This window comes from Pseudomonas sp. JL3 (assembly GCF_031570575.1).
In the GTDB taxonomy this organism is placed as follows: Bacteria; Pseudomonadota; Gammaproteobacteria; order Pseudomonadales; family Pseudomonadaceae; genus Aquipseudomonas; species Aquipseudomonas cucumis.
Map to the genome: position 1 here is coordinate 48,142 of NZ_JAKWJK010000001.1, position 20,398 is coordinate 68,539.

19 protein-coding genes and 1 tRNA gene are annotated in these 20,398 nt (G+C 60.4%); 4 read left to right on the top strand and 16 right to left on the bottom strand.

Features of this window, described 5'->3' with window-relative positions; genetic code table 11:
- Positions 1-44: 44 nt before the first annotated feature.
- A complete protein-coding gene (locus tag MMG91_RS00205; protein WP_310658328.1) occupies positions 45-1,313 on the top strand; it encodes an OprD family porin in 1,269 nt (422 codons plus the stop codon).
- A gap of 139 nt (positions 1,314-1,452) precedes the next feature.
- On the opposite strand, the gene MMG91_RS00210 is transcribed toward MMG91_RS00205, so the two are convergent.
- A complete protein-coding gene (locus tag MMG91_RS00210; RefSeq protein ID WP_310658329.1) occupies positions 1,453-1,794 on the bottom strand; it encodes a hypothetical protein in 342 nt (113 codons plus the stop codon).
- A 225-nt stretch (positions 1,795-2,019) separates the two neighbouring features.
- Positions 2,020-2,319 carry a KGG domain-containing protein gene (locus MMG91_RS00215; RefSeq protein ID WP_310658330.1) on the bottom strand — a complete coding sequence of 100 codons (300 nt, stop codon included), beginning with the start codon at positions 2,317-2,319 and terminating at the stop codon, positions 2,020-2,022.
- A 286-nt stretch (positions 2,320-2,605) separates the two neighbouring features.
- Between MMG91_RS00215 and MMG91_RS00220 the strand changes: the two genes are divergently transcribed.
- Complete coding sequence (locus MMG91_RS00220; protein ID WP_305449717.1) at positions 2,606-3,163, top strand: ATP-dependent Clp protease proteolytic subunit; 558 nt, start codon at positions 2,606-2,608, stop codon at positions 3,161-3,163.
- A gap of 33 nt (positions 3,164-3,196) precedes the next feature.
- Here the strand turns inward: MMG91_RS00220 and MMG91_RS00225 are convergent, their stop codons facing one another.
- The 7 genes from MMG91_RS00225 to MMG91_RS00255 form a co-directional block, all read right to left on the bottom strand.
- The gene (locus MMG91_RS00225) at positions 3,197-3,553 is read right to left on the bottom strand and encodes a hypothetical protein (protein ID WP_310658331.1); all 357 of its coding nucleotides are present in this window, start codon (positions 3,551-3,553) and stop codon (positions 3,197-3,199) included.
- 28 nt (positions 3,554-3,581) lie between these two features.
- Entirely contained in the window at positions 3,582-4,406 is an 825-nt protein-coding gene (locus tag MMG91_RS00230) for a DUF3618 domain-containing protein (protein ID WP_305449715.1), read from the bottom strand.
- Positions 4,403-4,846: a phage holin family protein gene (locus MMG91_RS00235; protein WP_305501727.1), complete on the bottom strand. Its 444-nt coding sequence runs from the start codon at positions 4,844-4,846 to the stop codon at positions 4,403-4,405. The genes MMG91_RS00230 and MMG91_RS00235 overlap by 4 nt, the downstream gene beginning before the upstream one ends.
- Positions 4,846-5,487, bottom strand: coding sequence for a hypothetical protein (locus MMG91_RS00240; RefSeq protein WP_310658332.1), 642 nt, complete (start codon positions 5,485-5,487; stop codon positions 4,846-4,848). Before MMG91_RS00240 ends, MMG91_RS00235 begins: the two co-directional genes overlap by 1 nt.
- Positions 5,488-5,846: 359 nt before the next feature.
- Positions 5,847-7,355, bottom strand: a complete 1,509-nt coding sequence (locus tag MMG91_RS00245) for a tripartite tricarboxylate transporter permease (protein ID WP_310658333.1) — start codon at positions 7,353-7,355, stop codon at positions 5,847-5,849.
- A gap of 24 nt (positions 7,356-7,379) precedes the next feature.
- Positions 7,380-7,871 carry a tripartite tricarboxylate transporter TctB family protein gene (locus tag MMG91_RS00250; protein WP_310658334.1) on the bottom strand — a complete coding sequence of 164 codons (492 nt, stop codon included), beginning with the start codon at positions 7,869-7,871 and terminating at the stop codon, positions 7,380-7,382.
- 1 nt (position 7,872) lies between these two features.
- Positions 7,873-8,838: a tripartite tricarboxylate transporter substrate-binding protein gene (locus MMG91_RS00255; RefSeq protein WP_310658335.1), complete on the bottom strand. Its 966-nt coding sequence runs from the start codon at positions 8,836-8,838 to the stop codon at positions 7,873-7,875.
- A gap of 236 nt (positions 8,839-9,074) precedes the next feature.
- Between MMG91_RS00255 and MMG91_RS00260 the strand changes: the two genes are divergently transcribed.
- Entirely contained in the window at positions 9,075-9,728 is a 654-nt protein-coding gene (locus tag MMG91_RS00260) for a hydrolase (RefSeq protein WP_123722783.1), read from the top strand.
- A gap of 53 nt (positions 9,729-9,781) precedes the next feature.
- Complete coding sequence (locus MMG91_RS00265) at positions 9,782-11,107, top strand: OprD family porin (protein WP_405046510.1); 1,326 nt, start codon at positions 9,782-9,784, stop codon at positions 11,105-11,107.
- 20 nt (positions 11,108-11,127) lie between these two features.
- Here the strand turns inward: MMG91_RS00265 and MMG91_RS00270 are convergent.
- The 7 genes from MMG91_RS00270 to fdnG all read right to left on the bottom strand — a co-directional run bounded on the left by MMG91_RS00270 (position 11,128) and on the right by fdnG (position 20,258).
- Positions 11,128-11,223 (bottom strand) — tRNA-Sec (locus MMG91_RS00270).
- 6 nt (positions 11,224-11,229) lie between these two features.
- Positions 11,230-13,149 carry a selenocysteine-specific translation elongation factor gene (gene selB / locus MMG91_RS00275; RefSeq protein WP_310658336.1) on the bottom strand — a complete coding sequence of 640 codons (1,920 nt, stop codon included), beginning with the start codon at positions 13,147-13,149 and terminating at the stop codon, positions 11,230-11,232.
- Positions 13,146-14,594 (bottom strand): L-seryl-tRNA(Sec) selenium transferase, encoded by a 1,449-nt coding sequence (gene selA, locus MMG91_RS00280; protein WP_310658337.1) that lies wholly within the window; start codon positions 14,592-14,594, stop codon positions 13,146-13,148. The genes selB and selA overlap by 4 nt, the downstream gene beginning before the upstream one ends.
- A gap of 72 nt (positions 14,595-14,666) precedes the next feature.
- The gene (gene fdhE / locus MMG91_RS00285; protein ID WP_310658338.1) at positions 14,667-15,593 is read right to left on the bottom strand and encodes a formate dehydrogenase accessory protein FdhE; all 927 of its coding nucleotides are present in this window, start codon (positions 15,591-15,593) and stop codon (positions 14,667-14,669) included.
- Between the two features lie 4 nt (positions 15,594-15,597).
- Positions 15,598-16,251 (bottom strand): formate dehydrogenase subunit gamma, encoded by a 654-nt coding sequence (locus MMG91_RS00290; RefSeq protein ID WP_310658339.1) that lies wholly within the window; start codon positions 16,249-16,251, stop codon positions 15,598-15,600.
- Positions 16,248-17,192 (bottom strand): formate dehydrogenase subunit beta, encoded by a 945-nt coding sequence (gene fdxH / locus MMG91_RS00295; protein ID WP_310658340.1) that lies wholly within the window; start codon positions 17,190-17,192, stop codon positions 16,248-16,250. The genes MMG91_RS00290 and fdxH overlap by 4 nt, the downstream gene beginning before the upstream one ends.
- Positions 17,193-20,258 carry a formate dehydrogenase-N subunit alpha gene (fdnG, locus tag MMG91_RS00300; RefSeq protein ID WP_310658341.1) on the bottom strand — a complete coding sequence of 1,022 codons (3,066 nt, stop codon included), beginning with the start codon at positions 20,256-20,258 and terminating at the stop codon, positions 17,193-17,195.
- Between the last annotated feature and the right edge of the window lie 140 nt (positions 20,259-20,398).

Below are 20,398 nucleotides of genomic sequence, written 5' to 3' on the forward strand. Positions count from 1 at the left end.
CCGTGGGACCTGTCTTTCCATAATAAAAACAAAGGGGCTTCACCATGGACCGCAACACCCGCATCCTCGCGACTCGACTATTGCTGGCCGGCGGCGTCATCAGCCTCTCGGCCCCCGCCGCTGCGGACTTTGTCAAAGACAGCAAGGCTAGCCTTGAACTGCGCAACTTCTATTTCAATCGCGACTATCGCCAGAACAACGCCCCGCAATCCAAACAAGAGGAATGGGCGCAAGGTTTCCTGCTGCGCTATGAATCGGGATTCACCGAAGGCTTGATCGGTGTGGGTTTCGATGCCATTGGCCTGCTCGGCGTCAAGCTCGATTCCAGCCCCGATCGCGCGGGCTCCGGCCTGCTTAAACGCCATCGCGACACAAGCAAAGGGGCTCAGGACGAGTACGGCGAACTGGGCTTGACGGCCAAGGTACGAGCGTCGAAAAGCACGCTGAAACTCGGCACGCTGCTGCCGAAACTGCCGACGGTATTGGCCAACGATTCACGCTTGCTGCCACAAACTTTCGAGGGCGGTCAGCTGACGTCGCTGGAAATCGAAGGCCTGACGGTGGATGCCGGACGACTGACGCAAGTCAATCAGCGCGACTCCTCGGACTACGAGGATATGGGCATCACCCGCACCGGCGCCAAGGGCATCACCACGCGTCATCTCGATAGCGACAGCTTCGATTTCGCCAGCCTGAACTACAAATGGACCAGCAACCTCGCCACCGGTTACAGCTATGGTCACCTCGACAATTTCTACAGCCAGCACCTGGTCAACCTGACCTACGTGCTGCCGGTCACAACCGGCCAGTCGCTGAAGACGGATCTGCGCTTCGCCCGCTCCACGGACGATGGTGGCAGCAATGTCGATAACAATGCCATCGGCGCGATGTTCACCTACAGCCTCGGCGGGCATGGGTTGGGCCTGGGTTATCAAGGCATGAGCGGCGACACCGGCTACGCCTATGTCAACGGCACCGATGCCTTCCTGGTGAACTTCGTGCAGATCGGCGACTTCGCCAGCAAGGACGAAAAATCCTGGCAGGCGCGATACGACTACAACTTTGCGGCGATTGGCGTTCCGGGCCTGACCTTCATGACCCGTTACCTCACAGGCGACAATATCGATCTGGGCAGCAACCGCCCGCAAGGCAAGGAATGGGAACGTGATACCGACATCGGCTATGTCGTGCAAAGCGGGCCATTAAAGAATGTCGGGGTGAAATGGCGTAATGCGACCGTTCGCTCGACCAACTTTGGCAGCGATCTGGATGAAAACCGCCTGATCGTCAGCTACACCTTGCCGATCTGGTAAACACCGCAATGATCGTTCCCACGCTCTGCATGCGGAGCGTCCCGGGCTGCGTTCCCACGCAGAGCGTGGGAACGATCACCCGCGTCCGTGGCGATAATGGATTGGTTGCGGCCAACCAAAGGAGCATTTTTAAAAGCGGTTACAGGCATTCCTGCGCGGCACGTTCGAAACTCGAAGGCATGAAGTTCGACGCCAGCAAGTGGCGCTCATACAAAAACACCTTGCCGCCACTCGGGGCTTTATAGGCTTCGAGAATGTTGTCTGCCGCGACTTTGCTCGGCACCACGATCCGATAGCTGCGCTGGGTTTGCGAGACCGTCGGGTTCAGTGCGCTGCCCTGCAACTTCGGTATCACGCAATCGGCGTACTCGGCAGGCGTTTTTTTCGTCTGAAAGATCAGCGTCGGGTCGTTCGGCGCAGAGGCGCAACCGGCCAGCAGCAAGGAGGTGAAAGCCATGGCAGGAACGAATAAAGGGCGCATCGGTGAAGTCCTGAAAATAAAAAGTCGGGTCGTTGAGCAGCGTCTTCGATGGAGGCGATTTTCCGCCTTTGCCCGACAAAGCAGAACTTGCGTTTCTTGATTGTCACTATTACTTGAACCGATAGTTGCGCCGTGCCGCCTATCATGATTCGCGAGGCGTCAGGAATCTGGCCTGGATAAAACCAAGCCCCGCCATAAGCGGGACTTGATGTATTTCACACGGCATCAGGGTTTACGCCCGCCGCCGGGATTTTGCCCTCCTCCTTTTTTGCCTGCGTCAGAGGCTTTTTCTCTGTCTTCGGCAAGGTTGCCGGCGCGCCCTCCTCCCTGTTCGCTGCCGGAGCGATTGGTATCGCTGGATTGACGTCCACCTGAGGCCTGTCCACCTTTTTTGCCGGCGTCGGGGGTGCGTTGCGGATCATTCATCATCCCGCCGCCCGACTGCCCGCCTTTTTTGCCAGCTTCGGAGGCCTTTTGAGGGTCATTGGCAAAATTGCCAGGGTTCTTGTTTCCGGTGTTAGCCATTTTCGTTCTCCTCATTGTCACGCACGAACCTTTGTCGGCTCGTCTAATTCGGAGGTTTTGTCGGCTTGAAAGTTTGAACTGAACAAGGGTTCTCGCGACAAGCGGATTGGGATGGTTAGTTCCAGAAAACTCGTTGAATAACGACTAATGGTGATCAGTCAATCGAGTATAAAAACGTGTGTCGCTTATACAATTTGATAAAGGAAGATACTGCCGAAGTCTGGCATTATTCGAGCAACCCAATGGACTATAAACTCTGTAATTTATTCTGTATGGAGGTATGTCGATGACAGAGCACATCGTCCACTTTCATTGCCAGATCGATCAGGGCACCATGGAGCGCTTCAGAGACTGCTGCCTCGACGCCATCGACCAGGGCGCCTCCTCCTTGCTGCTGAATCTTTCCACCAGCGGTGGCAGTACCAATTTTGGCTTCGCCCTCTACACCTTCCTCAAATCCCTGCCGGTGCCGCTGTGCGCGATTAATGCCGGCAACATCGAGTCGATGGGCATCATCATGTACCTGGCCGCCGGCCGACGAATCACCGCGCCCCATTCGCGGTTTCTGATTCACCCCATGAATTGGTACTTCCCCCAAAGCTCGGTCGACCATCAACGCCTGCGCGAGTACCTCTTGAGCCTGGATAACGACCTCGCGCGTTATGTGCAAATCTTTGCCCTGGAAACGGCCAACGCGGATACCAGACTGGATATTTTTCATTGCCTTTCAGCGGAAGAGAAAGTCATTGCGGCGCATGAATCCCTGGCCTACGGAATCGCCCACGAAATGCATCAGATGGTGTTTGCCGATAACGTCAAGCACTGGAAAGTCAGTGGCGGCTGACGCATGTTCCCTGAACTTTTCGTTACCGATGAGTCAGGTGCCAGCAATGGGTTGAATATCCAGCGTCATTCCGTCATTCAAGGTGAGTTTCAAATCCTTGATCGTGCCAGCCACACGGTCCTTGAACACCGGCTCGCCCTCGGGATCAAGCTCATCGCAGATAAAGCGGTTGCCTTCGAGCCAGCCGATGGCCGTTTGCAGTTCGGGGGTGAGGTAATACTTGCCGTCCAGAAAAAAACCGGCAAACGGTTTTACCCTTTCCCGGTTCTCGATTTCGTAGCGCACGCCGGGGGTCATTCCTGTGGATTCATCAAACATGATGTGTACCTCGTGATGGTGTCCGATCTTGGAGCCTTGCCTGTTTAAGGCGTCGACGGGATGTCTGTGCATCAGACCTCCCGCCTTGCCCTGATACCTGTCAAGAAGTTCCCAGCCCACGCGACAGATCGGCTGAGGTTTCGGACGCGGTCTTGCGCATCTCGCCCGTTTCTCCAGCGATTGCCTCGTGGGGCTCCGTGGTTTCCATTACCTTTTCGCGCACCGCCTCATAACCCTCCCGTGCTTGCTGTTTGACCTTGCCGGTGAGGCTTGCACTGGTCCTGCCCAAATAGCGACGCTCCGTTGCGGTGGTCGGTAGCGCTGCGCCCAGCAACGCTCCCACCGCGATACCCATCGCAGCCATCAGCAGGGGTTGCTCCTTGAGCAGATGACTGAACTGGTCGCCCATTTCATGAGTCCTGCGCGCCAGCCGATCACTGGTGTCATGGACGGCGTGGCTGAGCTGATCGGTCTTCGCATGCAGGCTGTCGCTCAGGTGCGCGGCCTTACCCTTGACCGCCTGATAGCTGTCCTTGAGCGAATCAGTGGTGTCGTGCAGACGCTGTCGGGCGCTGTCCAGCCCCTCAGAGAGCCCTTCCCCCAAGTCATCGGCCCAGTCGACATCCGGCTCGACGCGATATTCCCTGGGCGTTGGCGGGCGATTCTGGCTCATCATCAACCACATCAGCCCGACCGAGGTCAGCACCGCGGGCACGGGGTTGTTGCGCACACTGGTGCCCAGATTGGTCAGGAAGGTCGAGCCGTTGCTTTGCATCAGCAGCAGTGCCTGATCGAACATCTGGCCGGGGGTAAACTTGCTTTCCAGCGCGTCGACGATATGCCCGATGTTCTCCCGTTGCGCATCGATTTCACGCTCGATGGTTTCCGGGCTCTTGGCCGCTTCGGTTTCGAATTCTCGGTTCATGACACTTTCCTCCGCAGGGCTTCCTGGTCTTTGTTCAAGGCGTCCAGGGTGCGATCAGGCTTGAAGTGGGAAGGCTCGAATTGTTTTTTGCCTGCTTGCAGCATCACGAACCCGATGACCATCACCACGACGCCGACAATCAGCGCGGCCAGCCAGGGCGCCATCACCAGGCTCAAGGCATAGACGACCGCCATCAGCAGAATGATGAACCCGGCGAGCAGCACGATGGCGCCACCGGCTACCCCGGCAATCCCTGCCTTCAATGTCGCCAGGCTGGCCTGCAATTCCACCTTGGCCAACGCCAGCTCCTTGGTGAATAACGCCGGTACTTCCCGAGTCAGCTGCCGCAATAAACCGACCACAGAGGCGTCATGATCAGCCGTCGTGACCGACGGTGTGACGGGTGGTGTGCGTTGCAGTTCTGGATCTTCTCTGTTCATCACCGTTCTCCTGAGAAGGGGCTGGACCCCGGCATTGAGGAACTGTCGCCACGATGGTCGGGCGCGCTCGGCGAGGACGGCGTGATGCCAGTGGCCAATCCGGGCGATAGATCGCCCCCGGTCGGCATCGATGTTTCATAAAGTCCTTGCGAGCCATCGCCAGTGAAGGTGGGTGTGCTGCTTTGGGCAGTGAACTCACGGTCGGTTGTTGTCGGCAGGGTCGCCGTGCCTGCTTTCAGGAACCGCGACAGACCGAACCCCACCGCGATGCTGCCGACAATGAATAGCCCCGGATTGTCCCGTGCCAGGTCGGCGCCATCGTGCAGAAGCTCTTCGGCACTTTTGCTGCGCAGTTTTCCCGCCAGGCTGCTCATGCTGTCGGCCATGTTCGCCAGGTAGTCGGACATCCCAAACGTGTCGTTTGTCCTGATCTCGGAAACGACTGATTGGGCGCCTCTGGCCAAGGCTTCAATCTGATCCGCTGCGGTATCGCGGTACTGGCCGAACTGCTCATCGGCCTGATGCCGTGCACCGCCTATCGCTTCGGTAACCTCCTCCTTTAAATGCTGAAAGTTTTGTTCGGAGCCTGCAGACTCCCGTGGGGTATCCGGTTGTCCGGTTCTGCTGTCTGGAATAGTCATGTCATCCATCGCCTTCGTAATGAACACGTCAGGAAGTGTCCGCGGGCTGTCCGCGGTGGTGCTTCATTGCAGATGACGAGAGGGGCTGGCGGGGAGTTCCAAGCAGATGATGAAGTGATAAAAAAGCGTGCCGGAGCAAGCCCGCTCCCACAGGACTGCGTTTCATTGATTTTGTGGGTAGCTATGATCGTTCCCACGCTCTGCGTGGGAATACAGCCCGGGACGCTCCGCGTCCCTTCCGGAGCCGAACGCGGAGCGTCCGTTGAGGCATTCCCACGCGGAGTATGGGAACGATCTACGTGGGGATTCTTGAGCCATGCTCCCAGGGCAAAGCATCATCAAACCAGCTCACGAAGCGCTCAATCATCCTCATGCAACTTGATGCCGCGTTTATGCAGCAGGTACGGAACCAGCAGCACTAGCAGCGTCAGCGCCAGGAGCGAGGCCGCGATGGGTTGTGTCACAAACACCATCCAGTCGCCCTGGCTGATGGATAAGGCGTTGCGCAGTTGTTTTTCCGCCATCGGGCCCAGCAGCATGCCCACGATCACCGGGGCGACGGGAAAATCGAAACGCCGCATCAACACCCCGGCCCAGCCGATGCCCAGCATCAGAAACAGGTCGAACGTCGAGTGGCGCATGCCGTACACGCCGATGGTGGCGAACACCAGAATACCGGCGTTCAGGTATGGCCGGGGGATCTGCAGAAGCTTGACCCACAGGCCCACCAATGGAAGGTTCAGCACCAGCAGAATGGCGTTGCCGATGTACAAGGAGGCCACCAGCGTCCAGACCAGTTCGCCCGAGGTCTGGAACAGCAGCGGCCCCGGTTGCAGGTTGTAGTTCTGGAACGCAGCCAACATGATCGCCGCCGTGGCGGAGGTCGGTATGCCCAGGGTCAGCAGCGGCACCAGAGAACCAGTGGCGCTGGCGTTGTTGGCCGCCTCAGGGCCGGCGACACCTTCGATGGCGCCCTCGCCTTTGCTGGCCGCGAACTCTTTCGGGAATTTGCTGAGTTTGCGTTCGGTCGAATAGGACAGGAACGTCGGAATTTCCGCGCCACCGGCCGGAATCGACCCGAAGGGAAAACCGATCAAGGTGCCCCGTAGCCACGCGGGAATCGAGCGTTTCCAGTCGGCGCGGGTCATCCACAACGAGGTCAAGCGATGTCGGCCGGTCGTTTCTTCCTTTTGGTAGAGCACGCCATACAAAGCCTCGCCGACGGCAAACAACCCCACCGCGACGAGCACCACTTCGATGCCATCGACCAACTCGGGCACCTCCAGGGTGTAGCGGGCTATGCCTGAGGTCGAGTCCAGACCGATCAAGCCGATGGTCAGTCCGATCCCCAACGAAACGAAGCCGCGCAGCATCGACGCACCGAGCACCGCCGACACCGTAGTGAAGGCCAGCACCAGAATCGCGAAATACTCCGCCGGCCCGAACTTCAGCGCCAACGTGGCCACGAGGGGGGCGAACAGCGTCAGCAAAATCGTCGCAATGGTGCCGGCCACGAATGAACCTATCGCGGCTGTCGCCAAGGCCGGGCCTGCCCGTCCGTTGCGGGCCATGAGGTTGCCTTCCAGGGCCGTGACCATGGAGGACGACTCCCCCGGCGTGTTGAGCAGAATCGAGGTGGTGGAGCCGCCAAACTGAGCGCCGTAATAGATACCGGCGAACATGATCAGCGCCCCGGTAGGATCGACCTTGGCGGTAATCGGCAGCAGCAAGGCCACCGTCAGCGCCGGCCCGATCCCTGGCAAAACACCGATCGCGGTACCCAGCAGACAGCCAATAAAACCCCACATCAGATTGATCGGCGCCAACGCGGCACCAAAGCCGGTTGCCAGACTCGAGAGAATGTCCACCTTGTCGACCTCTTTCGGCCCGGATCAGATCCAGGCGTTGACCAGGGGCGGAAGGGAAACCCCTAGCCCGGCGGTGAAAAGCCAGTAAATCGGCAGCGTCAGGGCGATGCCGATGGCCAGGTCCCGCAGCGGGCTGCGACTGCCAAAGCCCCGTGCCGAACAGGCAAACAGCAATGAGGCCGCCAATACGAAACCGATGTAGGTAATGAGCAAGGCAACCCCCACCAGCCCCGCCGTGACCCAGGTCGCCCCGGCCCTACCGCCGGGCTGAGCCTGGGTGGTCTGGTGGTCGTCGGCAAGGTTGCGGAAACCACCGGTGAGCGCCTGATAGCACATCAACAGACCGACGACGCTCAGAAACGCTGCGACAGCGTAGGGATAGACGTACGCCGCCATGATGACGAAGCCCATCTCGGGAGGAAACCGCGAGGCGCCGAACGCCAATACCGCACTGATGGCGACGACGCCTAAGCCAATTGCCAGTTGGGCCGGCATGACTCTCCAGCGCCCGGCCATCTCAAAGCAGTCCGACCTTGACCAGCATCGCGCGCAGGCGGCCATGTTCTTCTTCGACGAATTTGCCGAAGTCATCCCCGGTCAGAATGCTCGGTGACCATGCATTGGTTTTTACGTTTTCTTGCCAGACAGTGCTTTTGGTGGCGGTCAGGACGGCTTCGGTCAGTTCTTTGCGCTGGTCAGGCGTCAGGCCCGCCGCGCCGTAAACGCCACGCCAGTTGCTGATCGTCACGTCATAGCCACTTTCTTTGAGAGTCGGTGCTTCGATGCCTTCAACACGGGTGGGTGCGCCGATGGCGAGTAAGCGGAACTGCTTGGACTGCACGTATTTGGCAAGCTCGGCGTAGCCGCCGGTGATCACCGTGATGTGGCCCCCCAGCGTCGCGGCGACGACTTCGCCGCCACCGGCAAAGGCCACGTAATTCACCTTGTTGACGGGGACGTCCATTTTGCTCGCCAGTTCGGCGATGCCGATGTGGTCGATCGACCCCTTGGAGCCACCGCCCCATTTGATATTGGACGGGTTGGCTTTGAAGTCTTTGATCAAGTCATCCAGGGTTTTGTATGGGGAGTCGTCCCGCACGGCAATCACGTTGTATTCGGTGAACAGCCGGGCGATCGGCGTCACGTCCTTCAAGGTGATTTGCGGTTTGTTCTGCTCGATGGACGCAACCATGATTGCGCCGACCACCAGCAGGGCATTGGCGTCGCCCTTGGTGCCGTTGGCAAATTGCGCCAAGCCCAGGGTCCCACCGGCGCCGCCCTTGTTCTCGAAGGTAGCGGACTTTGCCGTTTTCGCCTCGACCATCGCCTTGCCCAGGACGCGTGCAGTCTGGTCATAACCACCACCGACCGAACCGGGGGCCATGAACTTGACGGTGTCCAGCGCAAAAACCGGTAAGGCGAGCGCGGCGGCGGTAATGAAAACGGCGAGGTTGCTGCTGAATCGACGGGCCAATACAAACATGAGTGGTCTCCCGAGAGCTGTTTTTTGTTGTTTTCGATCAGGGAAGAACCCTGTTCGGTGAACATGCGTCTGGAATAAGCGTAGGTCATAGTTGTGTTTGTTGGCGGTATTTCAATGGCCTGCCTGCGCCACTATTCCTACGAAAAAAACAGCACATCGACTCAATATTCCCGCCCGAATCTACGCAACCATGGCCTCGCGAATCACCTCTCACTTAATCCGTAAGGACATTCACCATGGCCATTGCAAAAGCTGTTCCGGGTAAAACCCTGCTGACCCCGACCGACCACACCCTGATCATGATCGATCACCAGTCGCAGATGTCGTTTGCGACCAAGTCCATCGATGCCGTCACCCTGCGCAACAACGCTGCCCTCGTGGCCAAGGCCGCAAGAGGCTTCAAGGTATCGACCATCCTCACCACCGTTGCCGAGAAGAGTTTTTCCGGCCCGATTTTCGACGAAATCAAATCGGTATTCCCGGAACACAAGGTGATCGACCGCACCAGCATGAACACCTGGGAGGACGAGCGTATTGCCGTCGAAGTCAACGCTGCCGGCAAGCAGAAAATCGTTCTGGCCGGCCTGTGGACTTCCGTGTGCATCGTTGGCCCGGCCCTTTCGGCGATTGACCAGGGCTTCGAGGTGTACGTGATTGCCGATGCCTGTGGCGACGTCACCACCGAGGCCCATGAAATGGCCTTGCAACGCATGATCCAGATCGGCGCCCGCCCCATGACATCGCTGCAGTACTTGCTTGAACTCCAGCGTGACTGGGCACGTACCGAGACTTACGACGAGACGGTGAAAACCTCCATTGCCAACGGTGGTGCCTATGGTCTGGGCCTGATCTACGCCAAGACCATGTTCAACGCCTCTGAAGGCCATTGAGAGAAAACAGCGAGGGGCGATCAATGATGTTTTCTTTACAAGCCCCCCCGCTCATGCCCGGTCGGGAGGACGTGGCCAAAGCGTCCTTCTGGCTCTGCGTGCTTTTCGCCGGAACGGCCTTGGCGGATGAAGCGCCGGCAACCGCGCAAGGATTCCTCGAGGGCGCGAAGCTTGAGGTGCTCAGTCGAAATTTCTTCCTCAACAGCGACTACCGTTCACCCTCGCCTTCGGGCAAGAACTACAAACAAGAGTGGGTTCAAGGCTTTATCGGCTCTTTTGAATCCGGATTCACACCCGGCACACTAGGTTTCGGCGTCGACAGCCACGCCTTTACGGGGCTGAAGCTCGACGGAGGCAAAGGGCATTCGGGAACGGGGTTACTGCCACTGGACAGTGACGGCCGCAGCGAAGACAACTATTCCAGTGCCGGTGGCGCGCTGAAAATCAGGGCTTCCCGAACCACCCTGGCCTTCGGTGAAATGACCGTCGAAACCCCGGTGTTCGACACCGCCGACAAACGCCTGCAACCGGAATACGCCACGGGCTTTCTGTTGAACAGCAGCGAGATCGACAACGTGAAACTGGCGGCTGGTCATTTCACGGCGTTCAAGAATCAAGACAACACGTCGAGCAAGGGCAACTTTTACGGCTACGGTGCCAACACCGAGGCCGGTGGCATCACGTTTCTAGGCGCCGACCTGTTCACACACAGCCCTGTCGGCGGCGCCCTGTATGCCTCCGAACTGAGTGACACCTGGCGGCAGTATTACGCCAACCTGCACCTGAAACAGTCCGGCGTGTTCATCGACGCCAACCTGTATCGCACGCAAGACACCGGCAAGACTCTGGCCGGTGCTATCGACAACACCGCCTACAGCCTGTCGGGCAAATATACGGTTGATGCACATGTCTTTACCTTGGCCTGGCAACGCATCAATGGCGACACACCGTTCGACTTCGTCGGTGGCGACTCCATTTACTTGGCCAACTCGATCAAGTACGCCGACTTCAACGGCGCCCACGAACGCTCCTGGCAGGCACGCTACGACCTCGACCTCGGCGCTTATGGAATTCCCGGTCTGAGCTTCATGACCCGTTATGTCCGGGGCAGCGCCATCGACGGCACCCGTGCGCCCAAGGGTGGGGCCTACAACCCGTTCGACCAGACTGTCGGTGAGTACGTGCCTCAACAAGGCGATGGCGGGCGGCATTGGGAGCGCGACATAGACGTGCGCTACATCGTGCAATCCGGCGCCGCCAAGGGTTTATCAGTGCAACTGTCCCATGTGTCTCACCGAGCCAACACTGCTCAGGCAGGCGATGACATCGACAGGGTTTACGTTGTTATCCAGTATCCGCTGACCTTCGGGCAACTATAATCAGCGCGTCACGATGGAAATGGCGGAAGGCAGCCGGAGTCGAACCTGCCCGGGAACGGATGCCGTCCCCAACCGGGTTTGAAGCCCGGCCGCGCCACCGGGCGCGATTGCCTTCCTTGAACTCAGTCTGTTGCTGGTTGAGCCAGTGCATTGTCGAGCCGAATGTGGCGCCGGTCGCCAAAGCGTCGGGTCAGGCCGATGCGGTCGAAGTATTCAAGAATCTGAATGCTGCGCTTGCGCCCCAGGCCCACGGCATCGCGAAACGCGGTGACCTGAATCACCGGGTTATCGCTGGCCAGTTGCACCAGCATAGCCGCCAATCGGCGCAGCAGCGTGTCGGTGTAGAACAGGTCACGAACCACTTGATGCACCAACCCCAGTCGCGCCATCTTGCGCAGCAGCAGGCGCACGGCGGCCTCTTCATGGCCCGTCGATTTCGCCAGATCACGCACCCACGGCGGATCGAAACCCGCCTGTTCAAACAGCGGCTGTAGCTGTTGCCACAGGGTCTCGTCGTCCTCGCTCAAACGCACCTGGTGATCGGGCAAATGCAGCCATGGGCCGCTGGCGACAATCGCGCCGCTGGCCAGTAATTCGTCGAGCAGACTGATAAAGGTCGGCCGATCCAGCGCGGTGCCGGCGAAGCGACGCAGGCGATCCCTGTCCGGTCCCATTTGATCCGGTTCGAGTTGATGAAAGCGGGCGAGGTGTTCCAAAAGCGGCGCTTTCAGGGCTTCCCAGCGCACCGAGCTGAACAGCAACGGCCCTTGCCGCGTATCGATCAAACGCACATCGTCGGGCAGCTCCCAAGTTTCGCGCGGACAATTAAACTGGCGTTCCAGACGCTGAGGGTCGAGCCCGGTGTCGCTGTTGGCCAGCAATGCCGGAAGTGCTTGTTCCAGGCTGTTCGTGGTGGCCAGCGTCTGTAGCTGCGCCAATCGTTCGGGGCTGCGGCGGTGTCGGGCCGGGGCGAACGGGTCGAGCACCCGGCCACCGCCGAGGGTCCGTTGGGCGCTTTGGTCGCGCAGGATCAAGCGGTCGCCCTTCACCGCCAGCACCGGCGCGTTCACCAGCAGTTGCGCGAACATCTTTGCCCCCGGCGCCAGGCTGCTGCCCTCCAGCAACGCCACTCGCCCGGTCACGTCCTGAGTGCCGAGGTGCACGTGCACCGGTTGAAAGTGCTCGAAGCTTCGCGCTTCGCTGGCCAACAAGGTCATCTCGATATCCAGACGCTGGGTCGGCGCATGCAGCCATTCGGCCAACAGCCAGTGACCCCGGTGAATCTGCTCCAGGGCCAAGCGTTCGGCATTCAGGTTCAGCGCGACTCGCTGCCCGGCCGTTGCGCTGTAAGCCGCCTGGTTCTGCGCATGCAGGCCTCGCACCCGCACCGGTTTGCCCTGCGGACTCAACAACAGCGTATCGCCCACGGCCACCTGGCCAGACAACGCGGTGCCGGTCACCACGATACCGGCGCCAGCCACGCTGAAAGCCCGATCAATCGCCAGGCGAAAACCGCCGCTGGCGCTGCGTTGAAGCACCTCATGTTGCGCCTCCAGCAAGGCTTGACGCAGTGTCTCGATACCCTCGCCGGTCACACTCGACAGCGCGATTTGCGGCGCGTCGGCATACGGTCCGGGTGCCAGCAATGCTTCGATCTGTTCCCGGACGGCTTGCACACGAGCAGGATCGACGCGGTCACATTTGGTGATTGCAATCAGTGCCCGAGGGATGCCCAGCAACTCGACAATCGCCAAATGTTCGCGGGTCTGCGGCATGACGCCGTCATCGGCCGCCACCACCAACAACACCAGATCAATGCCCTGAGCGCCGGCCAGCATGTTGTGGGTAAAACGTTCATGGCCGGGTACGTCGATAAAACCGGTCAGCGCGGCGCCCGGTTCCAGCGTCGCGTAGATGTAGCCGAGGTCAATGGTCATGCCGCGTTCGCGTTCTTCCCGGCGACGGTCGCCGGCCTGGCCGGTCAGTGCCTGGAGCAAGGAGGTCTTGCCGTGATCAATGTGCCCCGCGGTGCCGACAATCACCCGTCCCGGCCCTCCTCCTGCAACTGATCGAATTGCGCCAGCTGATTGAGCTGAGCCAACCACGCGGCTTCATCGTCGAGTTGGCGCAGGTCCAGCCAAAGCGCATCGCCGTCGATGCGACCGAGCACGGGAATCGGCAACCGACGAAACCCTGCCTCCAGCCCCAGCAATCGCCGCCCACGCAGACGTTTGGAAACGTTGGGCCGCAGGCATAACGCAGCGCTGGGCAGTCGCGCCACCGGCTGGCTGCCGCTGCCGATCATGCCCAGCGCCGGCACCGCGCTGACGCTCCAGCGGTCACCCAACACCTGCGCCAGTGACGGTTGCAGGCGTTCGGCCTGGGCGAGGATGTCGGCTTGAGGTCGCGTCAGCAACCGCAGACTCGGCAGACGTTCAGCCAGCCGATCAGGATCGCGGTACAGCGCCAATACGGCTTCGAGGGCAGCCAGGGTCAGTTTGTCGACCCGCAGCGCGCGCTTGAGCGGGTTCTTCTTGATCTTCGCGATCAGGTCTTTGCGACCGACAATCAGCCCGGCCTGAGGGCCGCCGAGCAGTTTGTCACCGCTGAAAGTAACGATGTCCGCACCATCGAGCAGCGCCTGGCGCACCGTCGGTTCGGCGGGGAGCCCCCAGCGAGTCAGGTCCAGCAGGCTGCCGCTACCCAGATCTTCCAGCAGCGGCAACCCGTGACGGTGAGCCAGCTCGGCCAATTCAGCCGTCGGCACCCGGGCGGTGAAACCTTCGATGGAATAATTGCTCGCATGGACGCGCATCACCAGGCCACTGCGCGGACCAATCGCAGCCTCGTAATCGCGGGCATGGGTGCGGTTGGTAGTGCCCACTTCGTGCAGCCGCACTCCGGCGCGAGCCATGATGTCGGGGATGCGGAAGGCGCCGCCGATTTCGATCAGTTCACCACGGGAAATGATGCCTTCCTTGCGCGCGCCCAGGCTGTTGAGTGTCAGCAACACGGCGGCGGCATTGTTGTTGACCACGGTCACCGCTTCGGCGCCGGTCAGCTCGCGGATCAGGCCTTCGATCAAATCATCGCGGTCGCCGCGCTTGCCGCTGTGCAGGTCGAATTCCAGATTGAGCGGATAGCGGGCAGCGAGCTGAACGGCTTCGATAGCGGCCTCCGGCAATAACGCGCGCCCGAGGTTGGTGTGCAGCACCGTGCCGGTGAGGTTGAACACCCGGCGGACCTGGCTGCGATGCTGGATCGCCAGACGCTCGCCTGCCCTGCCCGCCAATACCTCGGGGGCGATTTCAACGGCATTGAGTTCACCCTTGAGCACCGGTTCGCGCAAGTCATCGAGCAGTTGCCGCAGGCCGGCCAACAGCGCGTCACGCCCATAACGCTCGGCCAACGCCTGGCAGGCGGGATGGCGCAGCAAGCTGTCGATGGAGGGCAGCCGCAAGGCTTGGCCGGCGGAGGGTGCGGACATCAGAGGCTCCCGGAAGCGATTGACCGTCGCGTCTGAGTGTAGCCGCTGAGTTCACTGCTCAAGGGGGTAGGCTCAGTCGCCTCCCGGTGCCAGCATCAGATTGGGCGATGGGCGCTGATAGCCTTCCTGCTCCAGGCGCATATCCAGCATCAGGCTGGACAGGTCTGCCGAGAGCGCTTCGGCTTCGGCGTCGTTTTCCAGGTAGATCAGTTTCAGGTAGCTGTTGCAGCCGGGGCAGACTTCCGCCCGCAACGGCGCCTGATTGGCGGCATGGCGGTCATCCTCGAAGCTGACGTATTGAAGCCCCTTGCTCTGTTCGCAATACACGCACTTGACCCGCACCGCATGCCATTCGCAGGCACACAACGAGCACACCAGATAACGCAAGCCGTTGTATTTGCCGCGATGACGAATCACTCCGGCCATCGCCGGCGAGCCGCAGGCCGGGCATTGGCTGAGGCTGTCGCCGCGCTTGAGTTCAAGGTTGGGTGAACTCAGCAGCCAATGGCTCCAGGCCGCTTGCAGCGCTGCACCGAGGAACGGCACCAACTCTGCCGGCAGCATTGAATACTGGCCGCTGACCAGGGCAATCGCCCAGGCTTTGAGCAGCCCCGGGTTGGCACTGCGCAAAGTCGCCACGGCGTTTTCTACCGCAGCCTGTGGCGGTGGCTGATAGCGTTGCAACAAGGCTTCGAGAAAGGGTAGCCAAACGTTTTCACGCACCAGACTGTCGGCAGCGAATGGTGGCAAGCCATGTTCCACGCACACCCGCAGGCGTTCGGGTTCGGGCATGGCCGCAACAGGCGGATCGTCCATCAGGCGCTGCTGGACATGACACAGACCCGCGATCAATCGCAGATAGTCCGCCATGGGATGCCCATCGGCCAGACGTTCCAGGCGCAGCGCGCGCAAGGTGAACAGGTTGTTCGGTGGCAGGTACAGAAACGGCGGTGAACTCGCCGCCGCTTCTATCTGCCCGGGCTCGAGGATCGTGGCCAAGGGGTCATCCTTTTTTGGTGATCGGTCGCTCAGGCGTCTCGTCTCGGGTCACTTCCTGATACCAGAGTTCATGGTGTTTTTTCGCCCAGGCGCGGCTGACCCTGCCACGCACCATGGCGTGGACCGAGCCGCGAATCCAGATACCGGCATAGACGTGAACGATAATGCTCAGCACCAGGATGAACCCCGCCAGCGCATGCAGCAGCATCGCCCAGCGAATACCGGTGATGCCGAAGTACGCGCTGAACCAGGCACGCCAGATCACCAACCCGCTGAACAACAGCACCAGCATGCAGATCAGCAAGATCCAGAACAGCACTTTCTGCGCCGGGTTGTATTTGCCGATCGGCGGCACGCCCTCCTCTTCGTTACGCATGACCGTCCCGACGCGCCTGAGCCACAACCGGTCGTTGGCGCTGAAGTAGTTCGCCCGCCAGAAACTGAACACCAGGCCGAGGAACAGCACAAACATCGCCACGCCCATGTACGGATGCAGAATGCGCGTCCACGAACCGCCGCCAAACAGGTTGCTGAGCCAGAACAGCCCCGGGTGAAACAAGGCCAGCCCCGACAGCGCGGCCATGAGAAACACAATCGCCACCAGCCAGTGATTGGTGCGCTGGTTGGCGGTGTAGCGCAGGATCGGTTTGTTGTTCATGGCCTGTCCTCCCCGCCGGGTTTCGTCGGATCAAAGGTGTGCACCGAGGGATCGAATTCATGCACCGCCGGGTCGAGGGTGACTGGATGTTCGTCCTCCTCGACCAGTTGTGGCCCGACGCGCACGTAATGGAAGAACCCGGCCAGTACAGCCGCGCCCATGGCCAGCAGCGCCAGGGGTTTGCTCAGGCCTTTCCACAGGTCCACCAGTGGACTGATCGCCGGGTGATCCGGCAGCCCGGCGTACAACCTGGGCGTGTCGGCATGGTGCAGCACATACATCACGTGAGTGCCGCCGACGCCTGCGGGGTCATACAAACCGGCGTTGTCGAAACCACGGCTCTTGAGGTCGACGATACGTTCGGCGGCGTGTTCTTTCATGTCTTCCTTGCTGCCGAAAACGATGGCTCCGGTCGGGCAGGTTTTCACGCAGGCCGGCTCCAGCCCCACCGCCACCCGGTCCGAACACAGCGTGCATTTATAGGCTTTGTGATCCTTTTGCGAGATGCGCGGAATGTTGAACGGGCAACCGGTGATGCAATACCCGCAGCCGATGCAATGATCCTGATCGAAATCGACGATGCCATTGGCGTGCTTGATGATCGCGCCGGGGCTCGGGCACGCCGCCAGGCAGCCGGGTTCGGCGCAATGCATGCAGCCGTCCTTGCGGATCAGCCATTCGAGGTTGCCGGCGTCGGTTTCATGCTCGGTGAAGCGCATCAGGGTCCAGGTGTCTGCGCTGAGATCATGAGGGTTGTCGTAAGTGCCGAGGTTGTGACCGACATCGTCGCGCAGCTCGTTCCATTCCGAGCAGGCGACCTGGCAGGCCTTGCAGCCAATGCACTTGGTGGTGTCGATCAGCTTGGCCACTTCCTCTTGGGTGCGCACCGAAGGCGGCATGGTGGTGGTGGCCGAACGGGCGATGATGTCTTGGCTGGCCATTTAGACTTTCTCCACGTTGACCAGGAATGACTTGGATTCCGGGGTCTGAGTGTTGCCATCGCCGAGGAACGGCACCAGGGTGTTGGTCAGGTAACCGTGACGGGTGGCGCCGGTGAAGCCCCAGTGCAACGGGATACCGATCTGATGCACCACCTGATTGTTGACCTGCAGCGGACGAATCCGCTTGGTCACCACCGCCACTGCTTCGATATGCCCGCGTTTGCAACTGACCCGCACCCGGTCGCCTGCGGCAATGCCCTTCTCCTTGGCCAGGACTTCACCGATTTCGACAAACTGTTCGGGCTGGGTAATAGCGTTGATCGGGCAATGCTTGGACCAGAAATGGAAGTGTTCGGTCAGCCGGTAGCTGGTCGCCGCATAAGGGAAGTCCTTGGCCTGCCCGAGGGTGTCCCACACCGAATCGAAGATCCGCCCGGCCGGGTTGCTGGTCGCCTGCTTGTTGTTGGGGTGCATCGGGTTGATGCCGATGGGCGTTTCGAACGGCTCATAGTGTTCCGGGAACGGCCCTTCGTTCATCTTGTCGAGGGCGAAGAAACGCGCCACGCCTTCAGGGTTCATGATGAACGGATTGATGCCCGCTTCCGGTGCGGCGTCGACCTTGTAATCGGGCACGTCGGTGCCGGTCCAGACCTTGCCGTTCCACCATACCAGCCGTTTGTTTGGGTCCCACGGTTTGCCTTGAGGGTCGCAAGAGGCACGGTTGTAGAGAATCCGCCGGTTCGCCGGCCAGGCCCAGGCCCAGCCCAGGTTCTGCTTCATGCCGAAAGGATCGCTGTTGTCACGCCGGGCCATCAGGTTGCCCTGCTCGGGCCAGCTGCCGCAGAAAATCCAGCACCCGGACGCCGTGCTGCCATCATCCTTGAGTTGGCCGAAGCCGGACAGCTGCTGACCGGTCTTGATCATCGCGCCCGAAGCGTCGGTGATATCGGATACGGCGTAGCCGTTGAATTCCCGGGCCAGCTCTTCCGGTGTCGGGTCATCCGCTACTTTGTAGGGCCAGTCGAGCTTGAGGATCGGCTCGGCCCCGGCACCGCCGTTGGCCTGGTAACGCTTGCGCAGGCGCAAGAACAACTCGGCCATGATCTTTATGTCTGTGCGCGCCTGCCCCGGGCCGTCGGCACCCTTCCAGTGCCATTGCAGCCAGCGACCGCTGTTGACCAGTGAACCGTTTTCTTCGGCGAAACAGGTGGTAGGCAGGCGAATGACTTCTGTCTGGATGCCGGTCGTTTCCACATCGTTGTACGGCCCGACGTTGCGCCAGAACTCCGAGGTTTCGGTGGCCAATGGGTCCATCACCACCAGCCACTTGAGCTGGGCCAACGCCTTCATCACCCGGTTCTTGTCCGGCAAGGCGGCGATCGGGTTGAAGCCCTGGCACATGTAGCCGTTGACCTGGCCCTTGCCCATCATGTCGAACATTTTCAGGATGTCGTAGCCGGGAATGTCCAGCTTGGGCAGCCAGTCGTAGCCCCAGTTATTCTCGGCGGTGGCATTGGCGCCGTACCAGGCTTTCATCAGGCTGACGTGGAACTTGCCGTAGTTCTGCCAGTAAGACATCTGCCCGGGACGTAGCGGCTTGAGTGCGCGCTTGGCGATGTAGGCGTTGTAATCCTGTTCGGCCTCGGCCGGCAGGGTCAGGTAACCGGGCAGCAGGTTGGACAGCAAGCCCAGGTCGGTCAAGCCCTGGATGTTGGAGTGCCCGCGCAGGGCGTTGACGCCCCCGCCCGGCATGCCGACGTTGCCCAACAGCAGTTGCACCATGGCCGCGCTGCGGATCATCTGCGAGCCGGTCGAATGCTGGGTCCAGCCCAGCGCGTAGAGAATCGTCATGGTTTTGCCCGGTTGCGAGCAGGTGGCGATCTCCTCCCAGATTTTCTTCATCGCGTCCACGGGCATGCCGCAGACCTGACTGGCCAGTTCCAGGGTGTAGCGGCTGTAATGCTGCTTCATTAATTGATAGACGCAGCGTGGGTCTTGCAAGGTCGGGTCGACTTTGGCGAAACCGTCCTCGCCGATTTCATAGCCCCAGCCGGACTTATCGGTGTAGATCCGCTTGCTCGCGTCGTAACCGCTGAACAACCCGTCCTCGAAACCGTAGTTGGCCTTGACGATGAACGACACGTCCGTATAGGCACGTACGTATTCGTGCTGGATCTTGTCTTCGGTCAGCAGGTAATTGATCAGCCCGCCCATGAAGGCAATGTCGGTACCGGTGCGGATCGGCGCGTAATAGTCGGCCACCGAGGCCGTACGGGTGAAGCGCGGGTCGACCACAATCAGCCGCGCCTTGTTGTGGGCTTTGGCTTCGGTCACCCATTTGAAACCGCAAGGGTGCGCTTCGGCGGCATTCCCACCCATCACCAGAACCAGATTCGCGTTGGCGATATCGGTCCAGTGGTTGGTCATGGCACCACGGCCATACGTCGGGGCAAGACTTGCCACCGTCGGGCCATGTCAGACACGTGCCTGGTTATCGAACCCCAGCATGCCGAGACTGCGAATCACCTTGTGGGTGATGTACCCCGCTTCGTTGGACGACGCCGACGCCGCGAGGAAACCGGTGGTCAGCCAGCGATTCACTGTCTGCCCCTGGGCGTTCTTCTCGATGAAGTTGGCGTCGCGGTCGGCCTTCATCAGGTCGGCTATGCGATCCAGCGCTTCATCCCAGGAGATTCGCGTCCACTCCGTGGTGCCGGGCTTGCGCACCTGCGGGTACTGAAGACGGCTGGGGCTGTGAATGAAATCGAGCAGGCCTGCGCCTTTGGGGCAGAGGGTGCCGCGATTGACGGGGTGGTCGGCATCGCCTTCGATGTGGATGATGCTCTGGGCGACATTCTTCGCGTTATCGCCCTGGCTGTACATGATCAAGCCGCAACCGACCGAGCAGTACGGGCAGGTGTTGCGGGTTTCATGGGTATGGGCGAGCTTGAAATGACGCACTTGTTCGGCGAAAGCTGGCGTCGGGGCCATGCCCAGCGCGCCGAGGCTGGATCCCGCAAGGCCGATACCTGCGACCTTGAAGAACTGACGACGGTTGAGGTCCATCGTGCACTCCTGATCAGGTGGAAACCCGGTGCGATGACCGGGTTTTTCTGGACGATCACGGTGACGGCAACGGAACTACCGCCAATTAGAACTTTAGACAATGTTGCCGTGCGCGGTCTGGAAACCGACCGTCGGTGGCT

What these genes read in the sequence shown, in the direction of transcription:
- MMG91_RS00205 (WP_310658328.1), top strand. Translation starts at nt 45, where the DNA reads ATGGACCGCAACACCCGCATCCTCGCGACTCGACTATTGCTGGCCGGC.
- MMG91_RS00220 (WP_305449717.1), top strand. Translation starts at nt 2,606, where the DNA reads ATGACAGAGCACATCGTCCACTTTCATTGCCAGATCGATCAGGGCACC.
- fdxH (WP_310658340.1), bottom strand. Translation starts at nt 17,192, where the DNA reads ATGGCCAGCCAAGACATCATCGCCCGTTCGGCCACCACCACCATGCCG.
- MMG91_RS00265 (WP_405046510.1), top strand. Translation starts at nt 9,782, where the DNA reads ATGCCCGGTCGGGAGGACGTGGCCAAAGCGTCCTTCTGGCTCTGCGTG.
- MMG91_RS00210 (WP_310658329.1), bottom strand. Translation starts at nt 1,794, where the DNA reads ATGCGCCCTTTATTCGTTCCTGCCATGGCTTTCACCTCCTTGCTGCTG.
- MMG91_RS00290 (WP_310658339.1), bottom strand. Translation starts at nt 16,251, where the DNA reads ATGAACAACAAACCGATCCTGCGCTACACCGCCAACCAGCGCACCAAT.
- MMG91_RS00225 (WP_310658331.1), bottom strand. Translation starts at nt 3,553, where the DNA reads ATGCACAGACATCCCGTCGACGCCTTAAACAGGCAAGGCTCCAAGATC.
- MMG91_RS00235 (WP_305501727.1), bottom strand. Translation starts at nt 4,846, where the DNA reads ATGAACAGAGAAGATCCAGAACTGCAACGCACACCACCCGTCACACCG.
- MMG91_RS00215 (WP_310658330.1), bottom strand. Translation starts at nt 2,319, where the DNA reads ATGGCTAACACCGGAAACAAGAACCCTGGCAATTTTGCCAATGACCCT.
- MMG91_RS00240 (WP_310658332.1), bottom strand. Translation starts at nt 5,487, where the DNA reads ATGACTATTCCAGACAGCAGAACCGGACAACCGGATACCCCACGGGAG.
- MMG91_RS00230 (WP_305449715.1), bottom strand. Translation starts at nt 4,406, where the DNA reads ATGAACCGAGAATTCGAAACCGAAGCGGCCAAGAGCCCGGAAACCATC.
- MMG91_RS00260 (WP_123722783.1), top strand. Translation starts at nt 9,075, where the DNA reads ATGGCCATTGCAAAAGCTGTTCCGGGTAAAACCCTGCTGACCCCGACC.
- selA (WP_310658337.1), bottom strand. Translation starts at nt 14,594, where the DNA reads ATGTCCGCACCCTCCGCCGGCCAAGCCTTGCGGCTGCCCTCCATCGAC.
- MMG91_RS00255 (WP_310658335.1), bottom strand. Translation starts at nt 8,838, where the DNA reads ATGTTTGTATTGGCCCGTCGATTCAGCAGCAACCTCGCCGTTTTCATT.
- MMG91_RS00250 (WP_310658334.1), bottom strand. Translation starts at nt 7,871, where the DNA reads ATGGCCGGGCGCTGGAGAGTCATGCCGGCCCAACTGGCAATTGGCTTA.